Annotated in this window: 18 protein-coding genes and 1 other annotated feature; of the genes, 16 read left to right on the forward strand and 2 right to left on the reverse strand. The window is 42.7% G+C overall.

Going from position 1 to position 18323, the window contains the following annotated elements; translation table 11 throughout:
• Positions 1-36 precede the first annotated feature (36 nt).
• The 4 genes from MKX38_RS06025 (at position 37) to comZ (ending at position 2660) form a co-directional block, all read left to right on the forward strand.
• Positions 37-771 carry a hypothetical protein gene (locus MKX38_RS06025; RefSeq protein ID WP_032721340.1) on the forward strand — a complete coding sequence of 245 codons (735 nt, stop codon included), beginning with the start codon at positions 37-39 and terminating at the stop codon, positions 769-771.
• A gap of 81 nt (positions 772-852) precedes the next feature.
• Entirely contained in the window at positions 853-1410 is a 558-nt protein-coding gene (locus tag MKX38_RS06030; RefSeq protein WP_014479435.1) for a hypothetical protein, read from the forward strand.
• 90 nt (positions 1411-1500) lie between these two features.
• Positions 1501-2454 carry a transcriptional regulator Med gene (gene med, locus MKX38_RS06035; RefSeq protein WP_014476425.1) on the forward strand — a complete coding sequence of 318 codons (954 nt, stop codon included), beginning with the start codon at positions 1501-1503 and terminating at the stop codon, positions 2452-2454.
• A 14-nt stretch (positions 2455-2468) separates the two neighbouring features.
• The gene (comZ, locus tag MKX38_RS06040; RefSeq protein WP_003224559.1) at positions 2469-2660 is read left to right on the forward strand and encodes a ComG operon transcriptional repressor ComZ; all 192 of its coding nucleotides are present in this window, start codon (positions 2469-2471) and stop codon (positions 2658-2660) included.
• Between the two features lie 29 nt (positions 2661-2689).
• Here the strand turns inward: comZ and yjzB are convergent, their stop codons facing one another.
• The gene (gene yjzB / locus MKX38_RS06045; RefSeq protein ID WP_003232972.1) at positions 2690-2929 is read right to left on the reverse strand and encodes a spore coat protein YjzB; all 240 of its coding nucleotides are present in this window, start codon (positions 2927-2929) and stop codon (positions 2690-2692) included.
• A 164-nt stretch (positions 2930-3093) separates the two neighbouring features.
• Here yjzB and fabH point away from each other — a divergent pair, with 164 nt between their 5' ends.
• The 9 genes from fabH (at position 3094) to MKX38_RS06090 (ending at position 12949) form a co-directional block, all read left to right on the forward strand.
• Complete coding sequence (gene fabH, locus MKX38_RS06050; RefSeq protein ID WP_003232971.1) at positions 3094-4032, forward strand: beta-ketoacyl-ACP synthase III; 939 nt, start codon at positions 3094-3096, stop codon at positions 4030-4032.
• 22 nt (positions 4033-4054) lie between these two features.
• On the forward strand, positions 4055-5296 hold the full coding sequence (fabF, locus tag MKX38_RS06055) for a beta-ketoacyl-ACP synthase II (protein ID WP_003244890.1): 1242 nt from the start codon (positions 4055-4057) through the stop codon (positions 5294-5296).
• A 75-nt stretch (positions 5297-5371) separates the two neighbouring features.
• The gene (locus tag MKX38_RS06060; protein ID WP_339188961.1) at positions 5372-6157 is read left to right on the forward strand and encodes a DUF2268 domain-containing protein; all 786 of its coding nucleotides are present in this window, start codon (positions 5372-5374) and stop codon (positions 6155-6157) included.
• 191 nt (positions 6158-6348) lie between these two features.
• Positions 6349-7335 (forward strand): oligopeptide ABC transporter ATP-binding protein AppD, encoded by a 987-nt coding sequence (appD, locus tag MKX38_RS06065; protein ID WP_003232965.1) that lies wholly within the window; start codon positions 6349-6351, stop codon positions 7333-7335.
• Positions 7332-8321 (forward strand): oligopeptide ABC transporter ATP-binding protein AppF, encoded by a 990-nt coding sequence (gene appF, locus MKX38_RS06070; protein WP_014476428.1) that lies wholly within the window; start codon positions 7332-7334, stop codon positions 8319-8321. The genes appD and appF overlap by 4 nt, the downstream gene beginning before the upstream one ends.
• An 86-nt stretch (positions 8322-8407) precedes the next feature.
• On the forward strand, positions 8408-10039 hold the full coding sequence (locus MKX38_RS06075; protein WP_029317612.1) for a peptide-binding protein: 1632 nt from the start codon (positions 8408-8410) through the stop codon (positions 10037-10039).
• Positions 10040-10113: 74 nt separating this feature from the next.
• Positions 10114-11064, forward strand: coding sequence for an ABC transporter permease (locus MKX38_RS06080; RefSeq protein ID WP_014476430.1), 951 nt, complete (start codon positions 10114-10116; stop codon positions 11062-11064).
• 16 nt (positions 11065-11080) lie between these two features.
• The gene (gene appC / locus MKX38_RS06085; RefSeq protein WP_003232961.1) at positions 11081-11992 is read left to right on the forward strand and encodes an oligopeptide ABC transporter permease AppC; all 912 of its coding nucleotides are present in this window, start codon (positions 11081-11083) and stop codon (positions 11990-11992) included.
• A gap of 204 nt (positions 11993-12196) precedes the next feature.
• Entirely contained in the window at positions 12197-12949 is a 753-nt protein-coding gene (locus tag MKX38_RS06090) for a YjbA family protein (protein ID WP_003232959.1), read from the forward strand.
• Between the two features lie 34 nt (positions 12950-12983).
• Here the strand turns inward: MKX38_RS06090 and trpS are convergent, their stop codons facing one another.
• The gene (trpS, locus tag MKX38_RS06095) at positions 12984-13976 is read right to left on the reverse strand and encodes a tryptophan--tRNA ligase (RefSeq protein WP_003245134.1); all 993 of its coding nucleotides are present in this window, start codon (positions 13974-13976) and stop codon (positions 12984-12986) included.
• Between the two features lie 58 nt (positions 13977-14034).
• Positions 14035-14249 (reverse strand) — a binding site (T-box leader).
• A gap of 470 nt (positions 14250-14719) precedes the next feature.
• Between trpS and oppA the strand changes: the two genes are divergently transcribed.
• The 3 genes from oppA (at position 14720) to oppC (ending at position 18321) form a co-directional block, all read left to right on the forward strand.
• Entirely contained in the window at positions 14720-16357 is a 1638-nt protein-coding gene (gene oppA / locus MKX38_RS06100; protein ID WP_015252360.1) for an oligopeptide ABC transporter substrate-binding protein OppA, read from the forward strand.
• Positions 16358-16464: 107 nt separating this feature from the next.
• Positions 16465-17400 (forward strand): oligopeptide ABC transporter permease OppB, encoded by a 936-nt coding sequence (gene oppB / locus MKX38_RS06105; protein WP_003245554.1) that lies wholly within the window; start codon positions 16465-16467, stop codon positions 17398-17400.
• Between the two features lie 3 nt (positions 17401-17403).
• A complete protein-coding gene (gene oppC, locus MKX38_RS06110) occupies positions 17404-18321 on the forward strand; it encodes an oligopeptide ABC transporter permease OppC (RefSeq protein WP_003232954.1) in 918 nt (305 codons plus the stop codon).
• The last annotated feature ends 2 nt before the right edge of the window (positions 18322-18323 follow it).

Consider the following 18323-nt stretch of genomic DNA (forward strand, 5'->3'; position numbering starts at 1 on the left):
AGCGTGAGATGAAGTGTGAAAGGAGGCGGGCAAGCGATGGGAATAACGGAAAGATACTTTCAACTGGGAACGGAGCATAATGTCATTCATCTGCCCTATCGCCCGAACGGCTTCGGCATCTTTATCTTGGGGGACAGAACCCACTTTGTCGGACATGATTCAAGCTTTTGGCAGCAGCATTATGGCAGAAATCAGCTTCTGAGCATGTTGATGAATGAAGGATATACTCTTTTTAACAGCAATCTGTTCGGAAGGCATTGGGGGGCGGAAAAAGCAGTCACCTATGCCAAACAGCTGATACATTCTGTGCTGAAGCAGGAAATCCTCAATCCGAAGATTCATATTTTAGCAGAAGGCATGGGTGCTCTCGTGGCCGATGAACTGCTTCGTTTTTCCCCGGATCATATCCGCTCAGCCGCAATGTTGAATCCTTGTCTCGATCTTCAGGCACATTATGAATCGGAAAAAGAAAATAAATTTTTCTATAAGCAATTTTTGAAAGAAGTTTCGAAAAGCTACGGAATTTCTGAAAAAGAAGCGGAAGCGCTTCGTTATAAAACAATTCAAAGCTACCCGAGCGGCGTACCGGTTCATATATGGCAGCGTATGACCGGAGCTCCATATCCCTACAGCGTACATGCGGAAGTTTTCAAGGAAAAACAGCAAAAGCAAGGCTCACCGGTCGACATGACATTTCATTTATTTGAGCATCCAAGCAGAATTTATGCATCAATTTGCAAATTCTTTCATAGTCATGAAAAAGAATTATAGAGAATATAATGACAACAGCCTTCTCTTTTGCGGAGGCTGTTTTGTTTTGGGAAATGAAAAACCGGAAGGGCGGCAGATGCAATGGAATCAACGCTGATTGTAGGTGCGGACGAATTTTTCGGCCTTTCATTATGTGAACGAATGATGGATGAAGGCATACATGTTGACGTTGTTCTGGCGGAAACAGAAGATAAAATGAGACAAATGTACTTAGAAGAAAGACTCATGTGGCTTGGGAGAAATGAACTCTTTCGCCAGCTTGAACACATTGGAGATCAAAATTATGATACAATTTGTATCCAGTTTGGAAGTTTTTTGCCTTTAGACCAATGTGATTCTCCTTATATTTTAGTATATGAAGAAGACCGAAAAGAATGGGAAAAACGTGAAAAAACAGGCTCGGAAAAAACCGTGATCCTGCCGAAAATGTACGGGCCATGGAAAGAAGAAACAGAGGAAGACGGCTATTACACAAACGACGTGGCTGACGAGTTGCTGAGATTCCTGTTAGAACCAAGCCGTCATAGCAAAGATCAGCTTTTTGAATTGCAAGTCACAGAGAAAACCTCAAAAGAAGAAGCAAAAACAAAAATTATCGAGTGGAAAAGACAATTTTCATCAATTTTCGACAAATATTAAGAAAAACCTTCCATGTTTCGAGTTTTCTAGATACAATAAACGTATAAAAATAATACATGTTATAGCTTGTCAAAAGGAGTTGAACATGACTTGATCACAAGGCTTGTCATGATCTTTTCTGTCCTCCTTTTATTGAGTGGATGTGGACAAACTCCGTTCAAAGGAAAAATTGAGAAGGTCGGCATGCTCTTTCCTGATACGATTAATGACCTCGTATGGGGCACAAAAGGGTATAAAGGATTACTGAATATACAATCCAAATACAATGTGGACGTCTATTATAAAGAAGGCGTTAAAACAGAAGAAGATATCATAAATGCGATTGAGGATTTTCATAAGAGGGGCGTCAATCTGCTCTACGGTCATGGGAGTGAATATGCTGAGGTGTTTAACTTGGTCGGCGAAGATTATCCAGATATGGAATTCGTCATTTCCAATGCGAAAGCGAAAGCTGATAATGTAACGAGTGTCCATTTTAGCGGGGAAGCAATGGGCTTTTTTGGAGGAATGACTGCTGCCCATATGTCGAAAACGAATCAGGTCGGTGTAATTGCCTCCTTTACGTGGCAGCCTGAGGTTGATGGTTTTATCAAAGGGGCCAAGTATGAAAATCCGGATATAGAGGTAAATACGAAATATACGGATCATTGGGATGATGATACAACAGCAGTAAAGCTTTATCAGAAAATGAAGAACGAAGGCGCGGATGTTGTGTATCCCGCCGGAGACGGGTATAATGTTCCTGTTATTCAGCAAATCAAAAAAGACGGTCTTTATGCCATTGGCTACGTCACAGATCAATCGGATCTGGGCGAGAATACCGTATTAACCAGCACGGTGCAAAATGTGGACAAGGCCTATGAAATCATTGCTGAACAATTTAATAAAGGCACCCTTGAGGGCGGCGATCATTACTACGACCTGAATACGGGAGTCGTTGAGATGGGAACATTCAGCCCGCTCGTCGACAAAGACTTTCAGCAAAGAATCGCCAAGCTGATCAAAACATACAACAAAACAGGCGAGCTGCCAAAAAACGAATAATGGAGTGACGTCACATGCAGCACGAAAAATCACTTGAATTCTTGCAAATTGCCATGAAATATCTCCCTGAAGCGAAAGAACAGCTTGAGAAATCAGGCATTGAGCTCTCAATGGAGGCCATCCAGCCGTTTATGAATCTATTTACAACGGTAATGGCGGAAGCTTATGAGCTTGGCAAGTCTGACGCTAAATCTGAAACAGAATAAGAAGAAGCCACTTTTTTGAAAGTGGCTTTTCACATGATTTTCTTTTTAATAGCGGAGAGCATGGGCGCAAGCTCCTTTAAAGCGGGCTTGATTTGATCAAGAGAGTTCATAATTGAACCGATTTGGTCCATAATATGCATGTAATTAATCGTCTCTTCGTCGTTTGTCTGAGAAACCTGAGAAACTTCCTCTTGCTGTTCCTCCTCCTTCTCTTCTGTTGGTTTTGCTGCATCGCCGAACATCATTCTTGAAAACACATCCAACTGCATACGCCTCCTTTCCATATACCATACTCTATGAGTAAGATGAACTGATAGTTTAGACGAATATATTGCCATGTGAAAAAAAATAGGATAGAATTAGTACCTGATACTAATAATTGATCACAACCTGATTGATCTTCTAAATTTAAGATATAAAGGAGTCTTCCCTAATGAAAGCTGGAATACTTGGTGTTGGACGTTACATTCCTGAGAAGGTTTTAACAAATCATGATCTTGAAAAAATGGTTGAAACTTCTGACGAGTGGATTCGTACAAGAACAGGAATAGAAGAAAGAAGAATCGCAGCAGATGATGTGTTTTCATCACATATGGCTGTTGCAGCAGCGAAAAATGCGCTAGAACAAGCTGAAGTGGCTGCTGAGGATCTGGATATGATCTTGGTTGCAACTGTTACACCTGATCAGTCATTTCCTACGGTCTCTTGTATGATTCAAGAACAGCTCGGCGCGAAGAAAGCGTGTGCTATGGATATCAGCGCGGCTTGTGCGGGCTTCATGTACGGAGTTGTAACCGGTAAACAATTTATTGAATCCGGAACCTACAAGCATGTTCTAGTTGTCGGTGTAGAGAAGCTCTCAAGCATTACCGACTGGGAAGACCGCAATACAGCCGTTCTGTTTGGAGACGGAGCAGGCGCTGCGGTAGTCGGGCCAGTCAGTGATGACAGAGGAATCCTTTCATTTGAACTAGGAGCCGACGGCACAGGCGGTCAGCACTTGTATCTGAATGAAAAACGACATACAATCATGAATGGACGAGAAGTTTTCAAATTTGCAGTCCGCCAAATGGGAGAATCATGCGTAAATGTCATTGAAAAAGCCGGACTTTCAAAAGAGGATGTCGACTTTTTGATTCCGCATCAGGCGAACATCCGTATCATGGAAGCTGCTCGCGAGCGTTTAGAGCTTCCTGTCGAAAAGATGTCTAAAACTGTTCATAAATATGGAAATACTTCTGCCGCATCCATTCCGATCTCTCTTGTAGAAGAATTGGAAGCCGGTAAAATCAAAGACGGCGATGTGGTCGTTATGGTAGGGTTCGGCGGAGGACTAACATGGGGCGCCATTGCAATCCGCTGGGGCCGATAAAAAAAGGTGAGGTGCACACAAGATGACTAAAAAAAGAGTAGTTGTTACAGGACTTGGAGCATTATCTCCACTTGGCAACGACGTCGATACAAGTTGGAATAACGCAATCAACGGTGTGTCCGGAATCGGTCCGATCACTCGTGTTGACGCTGAAGAATATCCGGCAAAAGTTGCCGCTGAATTAAAAGATTTTAATGTTGAAGATTATATGGATAAAAAAGAAGCCAGAAAAATGGACCGCTTTACACAATATGCGGTTGTGGCTGCGAAAATGGCGGTTGAAGATGCAGATCTTAACATTACCGATGAGATCGCGCCGAGAGTCGGTGTTTGGGTAGGCTCCGGTATCGGAGGACTTGAAACACTAGAGTCTCAATTTGAAATCTTCTTAACAAAAGGCCCAAGACGGGTAAGCCCGTTTTTCGTGCCAATGATGATTCCTGACATGGCGACAGGCCAGATTTCTATTGCATTAGGAGCAAAAGGGGTGAACTCTTGTACGGTTACAGCATGTGCTACAGGAACGAACTCCATCGGTGACGCGTTTAAGGTTATTCAGCGCGGTGATGCAGACGTGATGGTCACAGGCGGAACAGAAGCGCCGCTGACAAGAATGTCATTCGCCGGCTTTAGTGCTAACAAAGCGCTGTCTACTAATCCAGATCCGAAAACAGCGAGCCGCCCGTTCGATAAAAACCGTGATGGCTTTGTCATGGGGGAAGGTGCAGGGATTATCGTTCTTGAAGAACTTGAGCATGCCCTGGCCCGCGGCGCTAAAATTTACGGAGAAATTGTCGGCTACGGCTCAACCGGAGACGCTTATCATATCACAGCGCCGGCCCAAGACGGCGAAGGCGGAGCGAGAGCGATGCAAGAAGCCATTAAAGATGCAGGCATTGCACCTGAGGAAATTGATTACATCAATGCTCACGGGACAAGCACGTATTACAACGACAAATATGAAACAATGGCGATTAAGACTGTTTTTGGCGAGCATGCGCATAAACTTGCGGTAAGCTCTACAAAATCGATGACAGGCCACCTCTTAGGAGCAGCCGGCGGTATTGAAGCCATTTTCTCTATCCTTGCCATTAAAGAAGGCGTGATTCCGCCGACAATCAATATTCAAACACCTGACGAAGAATGTGATTTGGATTATGTGCCTGATGAAGCCCGCAGACAGGAACTTAATTATGTTCTCAGCAACTCATTAGGATTCGGCGGACACAACGCAACATTAATCTTTAAGAAATATCAATCATAATCAAGCCAAACCGGCTGCCCTTAAAGGGTAGCCGGTTTTTTTTGTGTGCATAGGATTAAAAGAGGAGGCGATCACATGAGTGTAGAACAAACATATAGCTGGCTCAGGAAGGCTGATTCAATAGATGATTTGGCGCATTATATTATCCCGCTTTTTTCAGGTGCGGAGAAAAAGAACTGGAAGGGCATTCTGGGGCATCTTCAGCATCATGGGATGTTTAAAAACATAAAAGAGGGTATTCAGACGGTTTCCAAGCTGAAGGAAAAAGGTTTTTACGGACATATCCAAAAGGAAGAACAGTACCTCAAAAACAAATGGCAAGGTCCTGATGTACCAATTGTCACGCTGCCGGTTGATGAACGAAACAGGAGAATCCGTTTAGAATTCGGATCAAAATCAGGACTCGCCTTTCAAGACAAAATGTTTCTTTTTCTTTCGTCAGATTTAGATTTTGGGTCGGTATCTGCCCTTATGACGCATGAGTATCATCACGTTTGCCGGTTAGGTCATCTGACAAAAGAGGAAAAGGATGTCACATTACTTGATACAATCATCATGGAAGGGCTGGCGGAATATGCTGTTTATGAGAGGTTCGGCCGAAGTCAAACGGCTGAGTGGACGACTTGGTATACACCGGAGCAGCTTCAGGCTTTATATGAAAAAAAGATTGCGCCCCATCGGGATATCAAACGGGATAATCGATTATTTCCCCAGCTGTTATTCGGCAAAGGATATCAGCCAAAAATGCTTGGATACGCAGTTGGATTCAATATTGTAAAAAAATATTTAACTGCCAGCAAGGTAAGCGCCGCAGACGGGCTGTCCATTTCTGCTGAGACCTTTTTGGATGCAATGCTTTAAAAGGATAAAATAATGGAATTTCATTAATAATATTACAATTATCCTAAAAAATTCTTGATTTTGCAAAATGATTGTAATAATATACAACTATAAAATTTTTCGATAATTCAATATTATTTATTATTTCTGAATAAGGGGATTGCTTTCTCTTGAAAACGTTTGACAACAAGAGGGGGGAAAGGGGAGCTAGCATGAGCACACTTTTAGAAGTGAATAATTTAAAGACATATTTTTTCAGGAAAAAGGAGCCGATCCCTGCGGTTGACGGAGTCGATTTTCACATCAGCAAAGGCGAAACCGTCGCGCTTGTAGGTGAATCGGGCTCCGGAAAAAGCATTACTTCTTTATCAATTATGGGCCTCGTCCAAAGCTCAGGCGGAAAAATCATGGACGGCTCTATTAAACTCGAAGACAAAGACCTCACCTCATTCACTGAAAACGATTATTGCAAAATCCGCGGTAACGAAGTATCCATGATCTTTCAGGAACCAATGACCTCCCTTAATCCGGTGTTAACAATCGGAGAACAAATTACCGAAGTGCTGATTTACCATAAAAACATGAAGAAAAAAGAAGCCCGTCAACGAGCTGTTGAACTCTTGCAGATGGTCGGTTTCTCCCGGGCGGAGCAAATTATGAAGGAGTACCCGCATCGGCTGTCCGGCGGTATGAGACAGAGGGTGATGATTGCCATCGCACTGAGCTGTAATCCTAAACTGCTCATTGCTGATGAACCAACGACAGCGCTGGACGTGACAATACAAGCCCAGGTGCTGGAGCTCATGAAAGATCTCTGTCAGAAGTTCAATACATCGATTCTTCTCATCACACACGACTTAGGTGTCGTGTCTGAAGCTGCCGATAGAGTGATTGTCATGTACTGCGGACAAGTCGTAGAAAACGCCACTGTTGATGACTTATTTTTAGAACCGCTTCATCCGTATACAGAAGGCCTGCTTACGTCAATTCCTGTTATAGATGGAGAGATTGATAAATTAAATGCGATTAAAGGCAGTGTGCCTACACCGGATAATCTGCCGCCGGGGTGCCGTTTTGCCCCAAGGTGCCCGAAAGCTATGGATAAGTGCTGGACAAATCAGCCTTCGCTTTTGACACACAAAAGCGGAAGAACGGTGAGATGCTTTTTATATGAGGAAGAGGGTGCCGAACAATCATGACAGCAGCTAATCAAGAAACAATCTTAGAGCTTCGTGACGTAAAAAAATACTTTCCGATCCGGTCAGGCCTTTTTCAAAGAAAAGTCGGTGATGTAAAAGCGGTGGATGGTGTTTCATTTTCATTAAAAAAAGGAGAAACACTCGGAATCGTTGGAGAGTCGGGCTGCGGAAAATCGACTGCCGGCAGAACGATGATCAGACTGTACAAACCGACAGAGGGCCAAATTCTTTTTAAAGGGCAGGATATTTCCAATCTGTCAGAGGAGAAGCTGCGGAAGAGTGTCCGCAAAAATATTCAAATGGTTTTCCAAGATCCATTTGCTTCGTTAAACCCGAGAAAGACCCTGCGTTCCATCATAAAGGAGCCGTTTAATACGCACAACATGTATACCATGCGTGAACGAAACGAAAAAGTTGAAGAGCTGCTTGCAAGAGTAGGGCTTCACCCGTCGTTTGCAAGCCGTTATCCCCATGAGTTTTCCGGCGGCCAGCGCCAGCGGATCGGCATTGCCAGAGCACTTACTTTGAATCCAGAGCTGATCATTGCAGATGAGCCGGTTTCCGCACTTGATGTATCCATTCAGGCCCAAGTGATTAACTTGATGGAGGAATTACAGGAAGAATTTAATCTTACGTATCTATTTATCTCTCATGATCTGAGTGTCGTACGCCATATCAGCGACAGAGTCGGAGTAATGTATCTTGGCAAAATGATGGAACTGACCGGCAAGCATGAGCTTTATGACAACCCGCTTCACCCATATACCCAAGCGCTTTTATCCTCCGTTCCGGTTACAAGAAAAAGAGGATCTGTCAAACGTGAACGCATTGTCCTGAAGGGAGAACTGCCTAGTCCGGCCAACCCGCCAAAAGGCTGCGTATTCCACACAAGATGTCCTGTTGCAAAACCGATATGCAAGGAACAAATACCAGAATTTAAAGAAGCTGCTCCCAGCCACTTTGTGGCTTGTCACCTTTATAGCTAATGTTGCCCGCACAGCTTGAGAGGGGGTATGCACACTACATAAACAACAGCTGAGAAGAACGAACATTTCAAGAGGGGGAATATCTAATGAAAAGACGGAAAACCGCACTGATGATGCTAAGTGTATTGATGGTTCTGGCCATCTTTTTATCAGCCTGCTCGGGATCAAAATCGAGCAACAGCAGCGAGAAAAAATCAGCAGGCAAACCGCAGCAAGGCGGGGATTTGGTTGTTGGTTCAATCGGAGCGCCAACACTTTTCAACTCATTATATTCAACAGATGAATCAAGTACAGATATTGAACAAATGATTTACAGCTTTTTAACGAAAACCGATGAAAACTTAAATGTCAAAATGTCACTGGCGGAAAGTGTGAAAGAGCTGGATGGCGGATTGAAATATGACGTAAAAATCAAAAAAGGCGTTAAGTTCCATGACGGAGAAGAGCTTACTGCCGATGATGTCGTCTTTACGTACAGCATTCCGCTTAACAAGGATTACAAAGGAGAGCGCGGCTCTAACTTTGAAATGCTGAAATCAGTAGAGAAAAAGGGAGATTATGAGGTTTTATTTACGCTGAAATACAAAGACCCTAACTTCTATAACAATACGTTAGACAGCTACGGGATTCTGCCTGAGCACATTTTAAAAGATGTACCGGTTGCAGAGCTTGAAGATAACGAATTTAATAGAAAAAATCCAATCGGCTCGGGGCCTTTCAAATTTAAAGAATGGAAAGACGGACAATACGTGAAGCTTGTTGCTAATGATGACTACTATGACGGCCGTCCGTATTTAGACAGTGTCACGTATAAAATCATTCCTGACGCCAATGCAGCAGTTGCCCAGCTTCAGGCCGGAGATATTGATTTCTTTAACGTGCCGTCAACTGACTATAAGACAGCTGAATCGTTTAATAATGTCAAAGTCGTAACAGATTTAGCGTTAAGCTATACGTATATCGGCTGGAATGAGAAAAATGAGCTGTTTAAAGACAAAAAAGTGCGCCAGGCGCTTACGACAGCTTTAGACCGTGAAACAATGGTGCAAACCGTATTAGATGGGGACGGGAAGGTCGCTTATATCCCTGAAAGCCCGGTTTCATGGAACTATCCGAAAGATATAGAGGTTCCTAAATTTGAATACAACGTCAAAAAAGCTAAGAAGATGTTGAAAGAAGCCGGCTGGGAAGATACTGACGGTGACGGCATCCTCGATAAAGACGGTAAAAAATTCGAGTTTACACTGAAAACGAATCAAGGAAATAAAGTTCGTGAAGACATTGCAGTTGTTGTTCAAGAACAATTGAAGAAAGTCGGGATTAAGGTAACGCCGCAAATCGTTGAGTGGAGTGCATTAGTAGAACAGACAAATCCACCTAATTGGGACTATGACGCAATGGTTTTAGGATGGAGTTTATCAACGTTCCCAGACCATTACGATATCTTCCATTCTAGCCAGTCTGAAAAAGGCTTAAATAACATGTGGTACAAAAACCCTGAAGTTGATAAGCTTCTCAAAGATGCAAAATCAATCAGTGACCGTAACGAATACTCAAAAGCTTACGAAAAGATTTACCAAAAACTTGCTGAAGATCAGCCGTATACCTTCCTTTACTATCCGAACAACCATATGGCGATGCCGGCTAACTTAGAGGGTTATGTGTATCATCCAAAACGCGAGTTGTACCAAATTGAAAAATGGTGGCTTGCCCAATAATTTTCCCTTGCAGGGGAGGGAGTGCGTTTCCTTCCCCTTTGAATTTGAAAAAGAACAACGAAGGGGACAAGAATATGGTTACATATATTATTCGAAGAACGTTATCTTCGATTCCTATTCTTTTGGGAATTACAATTTTGTCTTTCATTATTATGAAAGCCGCTCCAGGGGACCCGATGACACTTATGATGGATCCTACGATCAGCCAGGCAGACAGGGCTCAGTTTATTGAAAAGTACGGTCTCAATGACCCTGAGTATGTTCAATATTTAAAATGGCTGGGCAATATGGTTCAAGGCGATTTCGGCACATCCATCATCAGAAAAGGGACGCCTGTTTCAGAACTGATTTTAGCACGGCTGCCCAACACACTCCTCTTGATGCTGGTGTCAACAATTTTGGCGCTGATCATTTCCATCCCATTCGGGGTAATTTCTGCAAAAAAACCTTATTCGAAGCTGGACTACGGCATTACATTTACTTCATTTATCGGTTTGGCAATCCCGAATTTTTGGTTCGGTTTGATTTTAATCATGGTGTTTGCCGTGAATCTCGGCTGGTTTCCAACCGGGGGAGTCGCCACCCTTAACTCAGATTTCAGTATAGTAGACCGGATTCATCATTTGCTTTTACCCGCTTTTGTGCTGGCGACAGCTGATATGGCAGGCTTAACGAGATATACAAGATCCAATATGCTTGATGTTTTAAATCAAGATTATATCCGGACTGCCAGATCAAAAGGTTTCAAAGAGAATCGAGTATTATTTAAGCACGGCTTGCGGAATGCACTATTGCCTGTTATTACGATTTTCGGCTTAATGATTCCTTCCTTTATTGGCGGAGCGGTTGTCGTAGAGCAGATTTTCACTTGGCCGGGATTAGGAAAGCTGTTTGTCGATTCAGCATTCCAGCGCGATTATCCGGTTATCATGGCAATGACTGTGATCTCGGCGGTTCTTGTCGTTGTCGGAAACCTCATTGCAGACATCCTTTACGCGATTGTTGATCCGCGGATCGAATATTAAAAGGAGGGAAACAGAGATGTCAGAGCTGCAAACAACTCCCTCGCCGGAGATCAGGCTGAAAGAAAATATTTCGAAAAAGCCAGAAACAATGACAAAGATTTTCTGGGAAAAATTCTCGAAAAACAAACTGGCCATTTTAGGTGCCGTTATTCTTTTTATCATTATTATGTCTGCTGTTTTCGCCCCTTTAATTGCACCTTATCCCCAAGAGCAGCAAAGCCTGCTTGATAAATATAAGGCGCCGGGCCTTGAACATCTGATGGGAACGGATAAATTTGGACGTGATATTTTCAGCCGGATCCTATATGGAGCGCGTGTCTCTTTATTGGTTGGATTTGCGTCCGTAGTCGGTTCGATTTTGATCGGAACGGTTTTAGGAGCATTAGCTGGATATTTCAGAGGAATAGTGGATGCTGTCATTATGCGTGTAGTTGACATTGTGTTATCCATTCCTGATATTTTCTTGTTGATCACGCTGGTCACCATCTTCAAGCCGGGTGTGGACAAACTGATTTTAATTTTCTGTCTCACAGGATGGACCACAACAGCACGATTAGTAAGGGGAGAATTCTTGTCGCTCCGTTCAAGGGAATATGTTCTTGCTGCTAAAACAATTGGAACAAAAACGCACAAAATTATTTTTTCTCATATCCTGCCCAATGCGTTAGGGCCGATTATCGTGTCAGCTACGTTGAAAGTAGGGTCTGTTATTCTAGCTGAATCGGCGCTAAGCTACTTGGGCTTTGGAATCCAGCCGCCAATCGCTAGCTGGGGGAACATGCTTCAAGACGCACAGAATTTCACAGTAATGATTCAAGCATGGTGGTACCCGTTATTTCCCGGGCTATTTATTTTAATGACCGTTTTATGCTTCAACTTTGTCGGTGATGGCCTGCGGGATGCGCTTGACCCGAAAAATATTAAATAAAAATGAATATCATATCTGTGATAAAATATCACCAAATCAGAAAAAAGCAGATCTTCTTTTGTCAGAAAATATACAAAGAGATCTGCTTTTTATGATTCTTACATAAACCCAGTGATTCCAGATTTCCTCAATCTCTTTGGAATAATTTCTCTATCCCTTGCCTATACTGTGGACAACAGTTTTTATAAAAGTGAGGGGTTAGAGATGTTATTTCTTCATGATGTGTGGGTCAATTGGTTTGAAGGGGAAGAAAATGGCTACAATGTATGCCACTTTCACGAATGGCGCAAGGAAGATACGGTTGAGCTTTTGGATCAGGTGCCGCTGTTAAGGGTGCCGTCAGTACTGTTTCATTACATAGAAAACGATTTGTCAGAGCTTCCGGAAGGTTTGCTTGAAGACGTACATCAGAAATCGTACATTCGGAAAAATCATGAGCGGACAAAGCTTGAGTATTGTTTTGTCGTAACAGACGGAATCGGCATTTTAGCTGTCGACACGATCGGCTACACGATCCCTGTCAGAAAAAGCCGTCTGATCCCAAGACAGGAGCAGCTCGTTTATGAAATGGTAAAAGATGTAGAGCCTGAAGCATATGAATTTGAGCCAAAGAAGCTGGAATCCTCTAAGGAATATCACATCTTATCATTAGCACCAGAACATGTCAGAGGACTGACAAGAAAAGAACGGCAAATCAAGCAGCTGATGTTTATGGCGCTTGACCAATTGAAAGGGCTGAAAAACCGGGCGGAAATCGGCTACTGGTACACAGAGTGGAATCCGCATATGTATGAACAAATCAAAAGGATGAGCTTTGAAGAGATTTGGGACATGCTGTATAACGAAACAATTGAAGGCTGGTCGGACAAGCACCTAGCTTTTTGCGAAAACCTAATAAAAGGACAGCCTTTTTTCGAAAAGCTATGGGAAATGGAAAACGAATCAAAGGTCAACTAAAAAAAACCGCTCTTTGCAAAGAGCGGTTTTTTGATTAGCGTCTTTTTCTTCCAAGACCCATGGCATTCTCCATTTTTTTCAGCATTTTGTTTGCTGTCCGGTTCGCTCGTTCCGCGCCTTCATCAAGAATCCGGTCTAATTCTTCAGATTCTATGAGCTCATAATAGCGGTCCTGGATCGGTTTTAATGCGTTCACCACGACTTCTGCCAAATCACCTTTAAACTCGCCGTAGCCTTTTCCTTCGTACTTTGCTTCAAGCTCTTCAATTGTCGTATTGCCGAGGATTGAATAAATTGTAAGAAGGTTTGAAACGCCCGGTTTGTTTTCCTTATCAAATTTCACAATGCCTTCAGAATCCGTTACAGCGCTTTTGATTTTCTTTTCAAGCTGCTTCGGCTCATCCAGCAATGTAATATAAGCTTTCTGATTCGGATCAGATTTGCTCATTTTCTTCAGCGGATCATTCAGAGACATGATACGTGCACCGACTTTTGGAATTTTCACTTCCGGAATCGTAAAGATGTCGTTGTATTTTTTGTTGAAGCGTTCTGCAAGATTCCGCGTCAGCTCAAGGTGCTGCTTTTGATCCTCGCCGACAGGTACAAGATCCGTTCCGTATAGCAGAATATCAGCGGCCATCAGCGGCGGATATGTTAACAGGCCGGAGACGACAGCTTCATTGCCTTTGGATTTGTCCTTAAATTGAGTCATCCGCTCAAGCTCGCCGATATAGGCGACACACTGCATCATCCATCCGGCCTGCGCATGCGCGGGGACCTCTGACTGAATAAACAATGTTGCTTTTTCTGGATCAAGTCCGACAGCTAAGTAAAGCGCCGCGAGATTGCGGATATTCTTTCTAAGCTCAAGCCGGTCTTGAGGAACAGTTATCGCATGCTGATCGACGATGCAAAAATAGCTGTTATAATCATGCTGCAGTTCGACAAACTGCTTCATTGCACCGATATAGTTGCCGAGCGTCACTGAGCCGCTTGGCTGAATACCTGAAAAAATCGTTTGTTTCATGAAAACATCAACCTCATTTCTTAAAACATAATAAAAAAGGCTCATTCTTCCCCTGTAAAAAAGGGACGAATGAACCGTGGTACCACCCTGATTATTCCATTAAAATGGAATCACTCTGACGTTTGTAACGGAGACTGCTCCGGCTGAGCCTACTTTTTTCCAGTTCGGTCAGCTGCTCCAAAGTCCATTCCACATTGCCCGTTATCTGCTCCCAGCACCGCAGACTCTCTTCAAACAGGTGAAACGTGTACTACTCTTTTTCATAGCAAGCTTTTCTTTTGATTGCTTCATTATAAATCAATTATAACCAATTGTCATCATGAAAAAACATTCTTTTTTCCAGTAAAATTGTAATAATATAAATAACACGAGTGCTGTAAAATCCTTAAATGATAACTGCTATCAGCGTAAAAACAGGCAGATATTATATGTAAAAAGCAATATGGGCAGAAAACACATGAAAAAGTTTTTAATCAATTTATGCTTTAAATGGTAGAAGGATATTATGTTCATGGAAGAAAAACTAACGAAGTTTAAATATTTTAAATTGATAAAATAATATTGCAATAAATTATTTGTTTCATTATAATGAACTTGTTCACTCTATTGTTACAGCTTTTTTACAAAAATAATCAGAAAAGACGGAACAGAATAAAAGTTGTGGAAACTCAGGTTCATTTGTCTGATATTTCTGAGGATTTAGCCGTAAGGAGCTGAAAATTATTATTAGGGGGTTTGCGAATATGAAAAAACGTTGGTCGATTGTCACGTTGATGCTCATTTTCACTCTCGTGCTGAGCGCGTGCGGCTTTGGCGGCAGCGGATCAAACGGTGAAGGGAAAAAGGACAGTAAAGGAAAGACGACACTTAACATTAATATTAAAACTGAGCCGTTCTCCTTACATCCGGGATTGGCAAATGATTCAGTATCAGGCGGTGTTATCCGTCAGACTTTTGAAGGATTGACACGTATCAATGCAGATGGTGAGCCTGAAGAAGGCATGGCTTCTAAGATTGAAACGAGCAAGGACGGAAAGACATATACATTTACCATTCGTGATGGTGTGAAATGGTCTAATGGAGACCCTGTAACTGCACAAGATTTTGAATATGCTTGGAAATGGGCGCTTGACCCTAATAACGAATCACAATACGCTTACCAGCTCTACTACATAAAAGGTGCTGAAGCGGCCAATACCGGAAAAGGCAGCCTAGACGATGTGGCAGTAAAAGCTGTGAATGACAAAACGCTGAAGGTTGAATTAAATAACCCGACTCCATATTTCACTGAATTAACTGCGTTCTATACGTATATGCCGATCAATAAGAAAATTGCAGAGAAAAATAAAAAGTGGAATACAAATGCCGGAGATGATTATGTATCAAACGGGCCGTTCAAAATGACGGCATGGAAACACAGCGGCTCTATTACTCTCGAAAAAAATGACCAGTATTGGGATAAAGACAAAGTCAAACTGAAGAAAATCGATATGGTTATGATCAACAATAACAATACGGAACTAAAAAAATTCCAAGCTGGCGAACTTGATTGGGCCGGTATGCCGCTCGGACAGCTTCCGACAGAATCCCTGCCGACCTTGAAAAAAGACGGTTCTTTACATGTTGAGCCGATTGCAGGTGTGTATTGGTACAAATTCAACACTGAAGCTAAGCCATTAGACAACGTAAATATCCGTAAAGCTTTAACATATTCGCTTGACCGTCAGTCGATTGTTAAAAACGTTACGCAAGGAGAGCAAATCCCGGCAATGGCTGCAGTGCCGCCTACAATGAAGGGATTTGAGGATAACAAGGAAGGATACTTCAAAGACAATGATGTCAAAACAGCAAAAGAATACCTTGATAAAGGCCTAAAAGAAATGGGCTTAAGCAAGGCATCTGATTTGCCAAAAATCAAATTGTCTTACAACACTGATGACGCACACGCGAAAATCGCTCAAGCAGTACAAGAAATGTGGAAGAAAAATTTAGGCGTTGATGTTGAGCTTGATAACTCAGAGTGGAATGTCTATATTGATAAGCTCCACAGCCAAGATTATCAAATCGGCCGTATGGGCTGGCTCGGCGACTTCAATGATCCTATCAACTTCCTTGAATTGTTCCGTGACAAAAACGGAGGAAATAACGATACAGGCTGGGAAAATCCAGAATTCAAAAAGCTTCTGAATCAGTCACAAACTGAAACAGATAAAACAAAACGTGCAGAGCTGCTGAAAAAAGCAGAAGGTATTTTCATTGATGAAATGCCGGTTGCCCCAATCTATTTCTATACTGATACTTGGGTACAGGATGAAAACCTAAAAGGTGTTATCATGCCAGGTACTGGTGAGGTTTATTTCAGAAACGCATATTTTAAATAAGGCTACGTCTGAAAATAAAAGACCTCAAGGTATATGGGGAGAAAAGCCCCATATACCTTTCTTACTGATGGAGTATAAAAATGTAAAAACCATGGAGGTGTTCCCCCTTGCTAAAATATATCGGAAGACGCTTAGTCTATATGATTATCACACTATTTGTGATTGTAACTGTGACATTCTTCTTAATGCAAGCAGCACCGGGCGGGCCATTTTCAGGTGAGAAAAAGCTTCCGCCTGAAATTGAAGCAAATTTAAATGCGCATTATGGCTTGGACAAGCCGCTGTTTGTACAATATGTCAGTTATTTGAAATCAGTTGCAATGTGGGATTTCGGACCGTCATTTAAATATAAAGGTCAGAGTGTTAACGACCTGATCAGTTCAGGTTTCCCCGTTTCATTTACTCTTGGAGCAGAAGCTATTCTCCTCGCTTTAGCGTTAGGTGTATTGTTTGGGGTCATTGCAGCCCTTTACCATAATAAGTGGCAGGATTATACCGTCGCGATTTTAACGATATTTGGTATTTCGGTTCCGAGCTTTATCATGGCGGCTGTTCTGCAATATGTGTTCTCCATGAAGCTTGGGCTGTTTCCGGTCGCGGGGTGGGATTCCTGGGCATACACCTTTTTGCCTTCAATCGCACTTGCTTCCATGCCGATGGCGTTTATTGCCAGACTTTCCCGTTCAAGCATGATCGAAGTGTTAAACAGTGATTATATCCGCACAGCGAAAGCGAAAGGGCTGTCCCGCCCAGCGGTTACAGTGCGGCACGCCATTCGAAACGCACTTTTGCCGGTTGTTACATATATGGGCCCGATGGCCGCACAGGTCTTAACGGGGAGCTTCATTATTGAAACCATTTTTGGGATCCCGGGGCTTGGTGCACACTTCGTCAACAGTATTACAAACCGTGATTATACGGTCATTATGGGTGTAACGGTGTTCTTCAGTGTCATCCTGCTATTGTGTGTATTAATCGTAGATGTGTTATACGGCATTATTGATCCAAGAATCAAGCTTTCCAAAGCAAAGAAAGGAGCCTAGGCCATGCAGAACATTCCAAAAAACATGTTTGAACCAGCCGCAGCGAATGCCGGCGATGCAGAAAAAATAAGTAAAAAGAGCCTTTCCCTCTGGAAAGATGCGATGCTTCGCTTCCGCAGCAATAAGCTTGCAATGGTCGGGCTTATCATTATCGTACTTATTATCCTTATGGCAATTTTTGCGCCGATGTTCTCAAGGTATGATTATTCAACTACTAATCTCTTAAATGCGGATAAGCCGCCTTCAAAAGATCACTGGTTCGGAACAGATGATCTTGGACGGGACATTTTCGTCCGTACATGGGTAGGGGCGCGAATCTCAATCTTTATCGGTGTTGCAGCCGCTGTTCTTGATTTGCTGATCGGTGTTATTTGGGGGAGCATTTCAGGCTTCCGCGGAGGCAGAACGGACGAAATCATGATGCGTATCGCTGATATCCTTTGGGCAGTTCCTTCATTATTAATGGTTATCTTACTGATGGTTGTTCTTCCGAAAGGTCTATTTACGATTATTATTGCCATGACGATTACAGGCTGGATTAATATGGCCAGAATCGTGCGCGGACAAGTGCTGCAGCTGAAGAATCAGGAGTATGTGCTTGCTTCACAGACACTGGGTGCAAAAACATCCCGTCTTCTGTTTAAACATATCGTGCCAAACGCAATGGGTTCTATTTTGGTCACGATGACACTGACAGTTCCTACTGCAATTTTCACAGAAGCCTTTTTAAGCTATTTGGGACTTGGTGTTCCGGCTCCGCTGGCAAGCTGGGGAACGATGGCTTCTGACGGATTGCCTGCATTGACCTATTATCCGTGGCGTTTATTCTTCCCTGCCGGATTTATCTGCATTACAATGTTTGGTTTTAACGTTGTCGGCGACGGATTAAGAGACGCATTGGATCCTAAGTTACGTAAATAAGG

Origin of the sequence: Bacillus sp. FSL M8-0025 (genome assembly GCF_037975475.1) — a bacterium.
Taxonomy (GTDB): Bacteria; Bacillota; Bacilli; order Bacillales; family Bacillaceae; genus Bacillus; species Bacillus subtilis.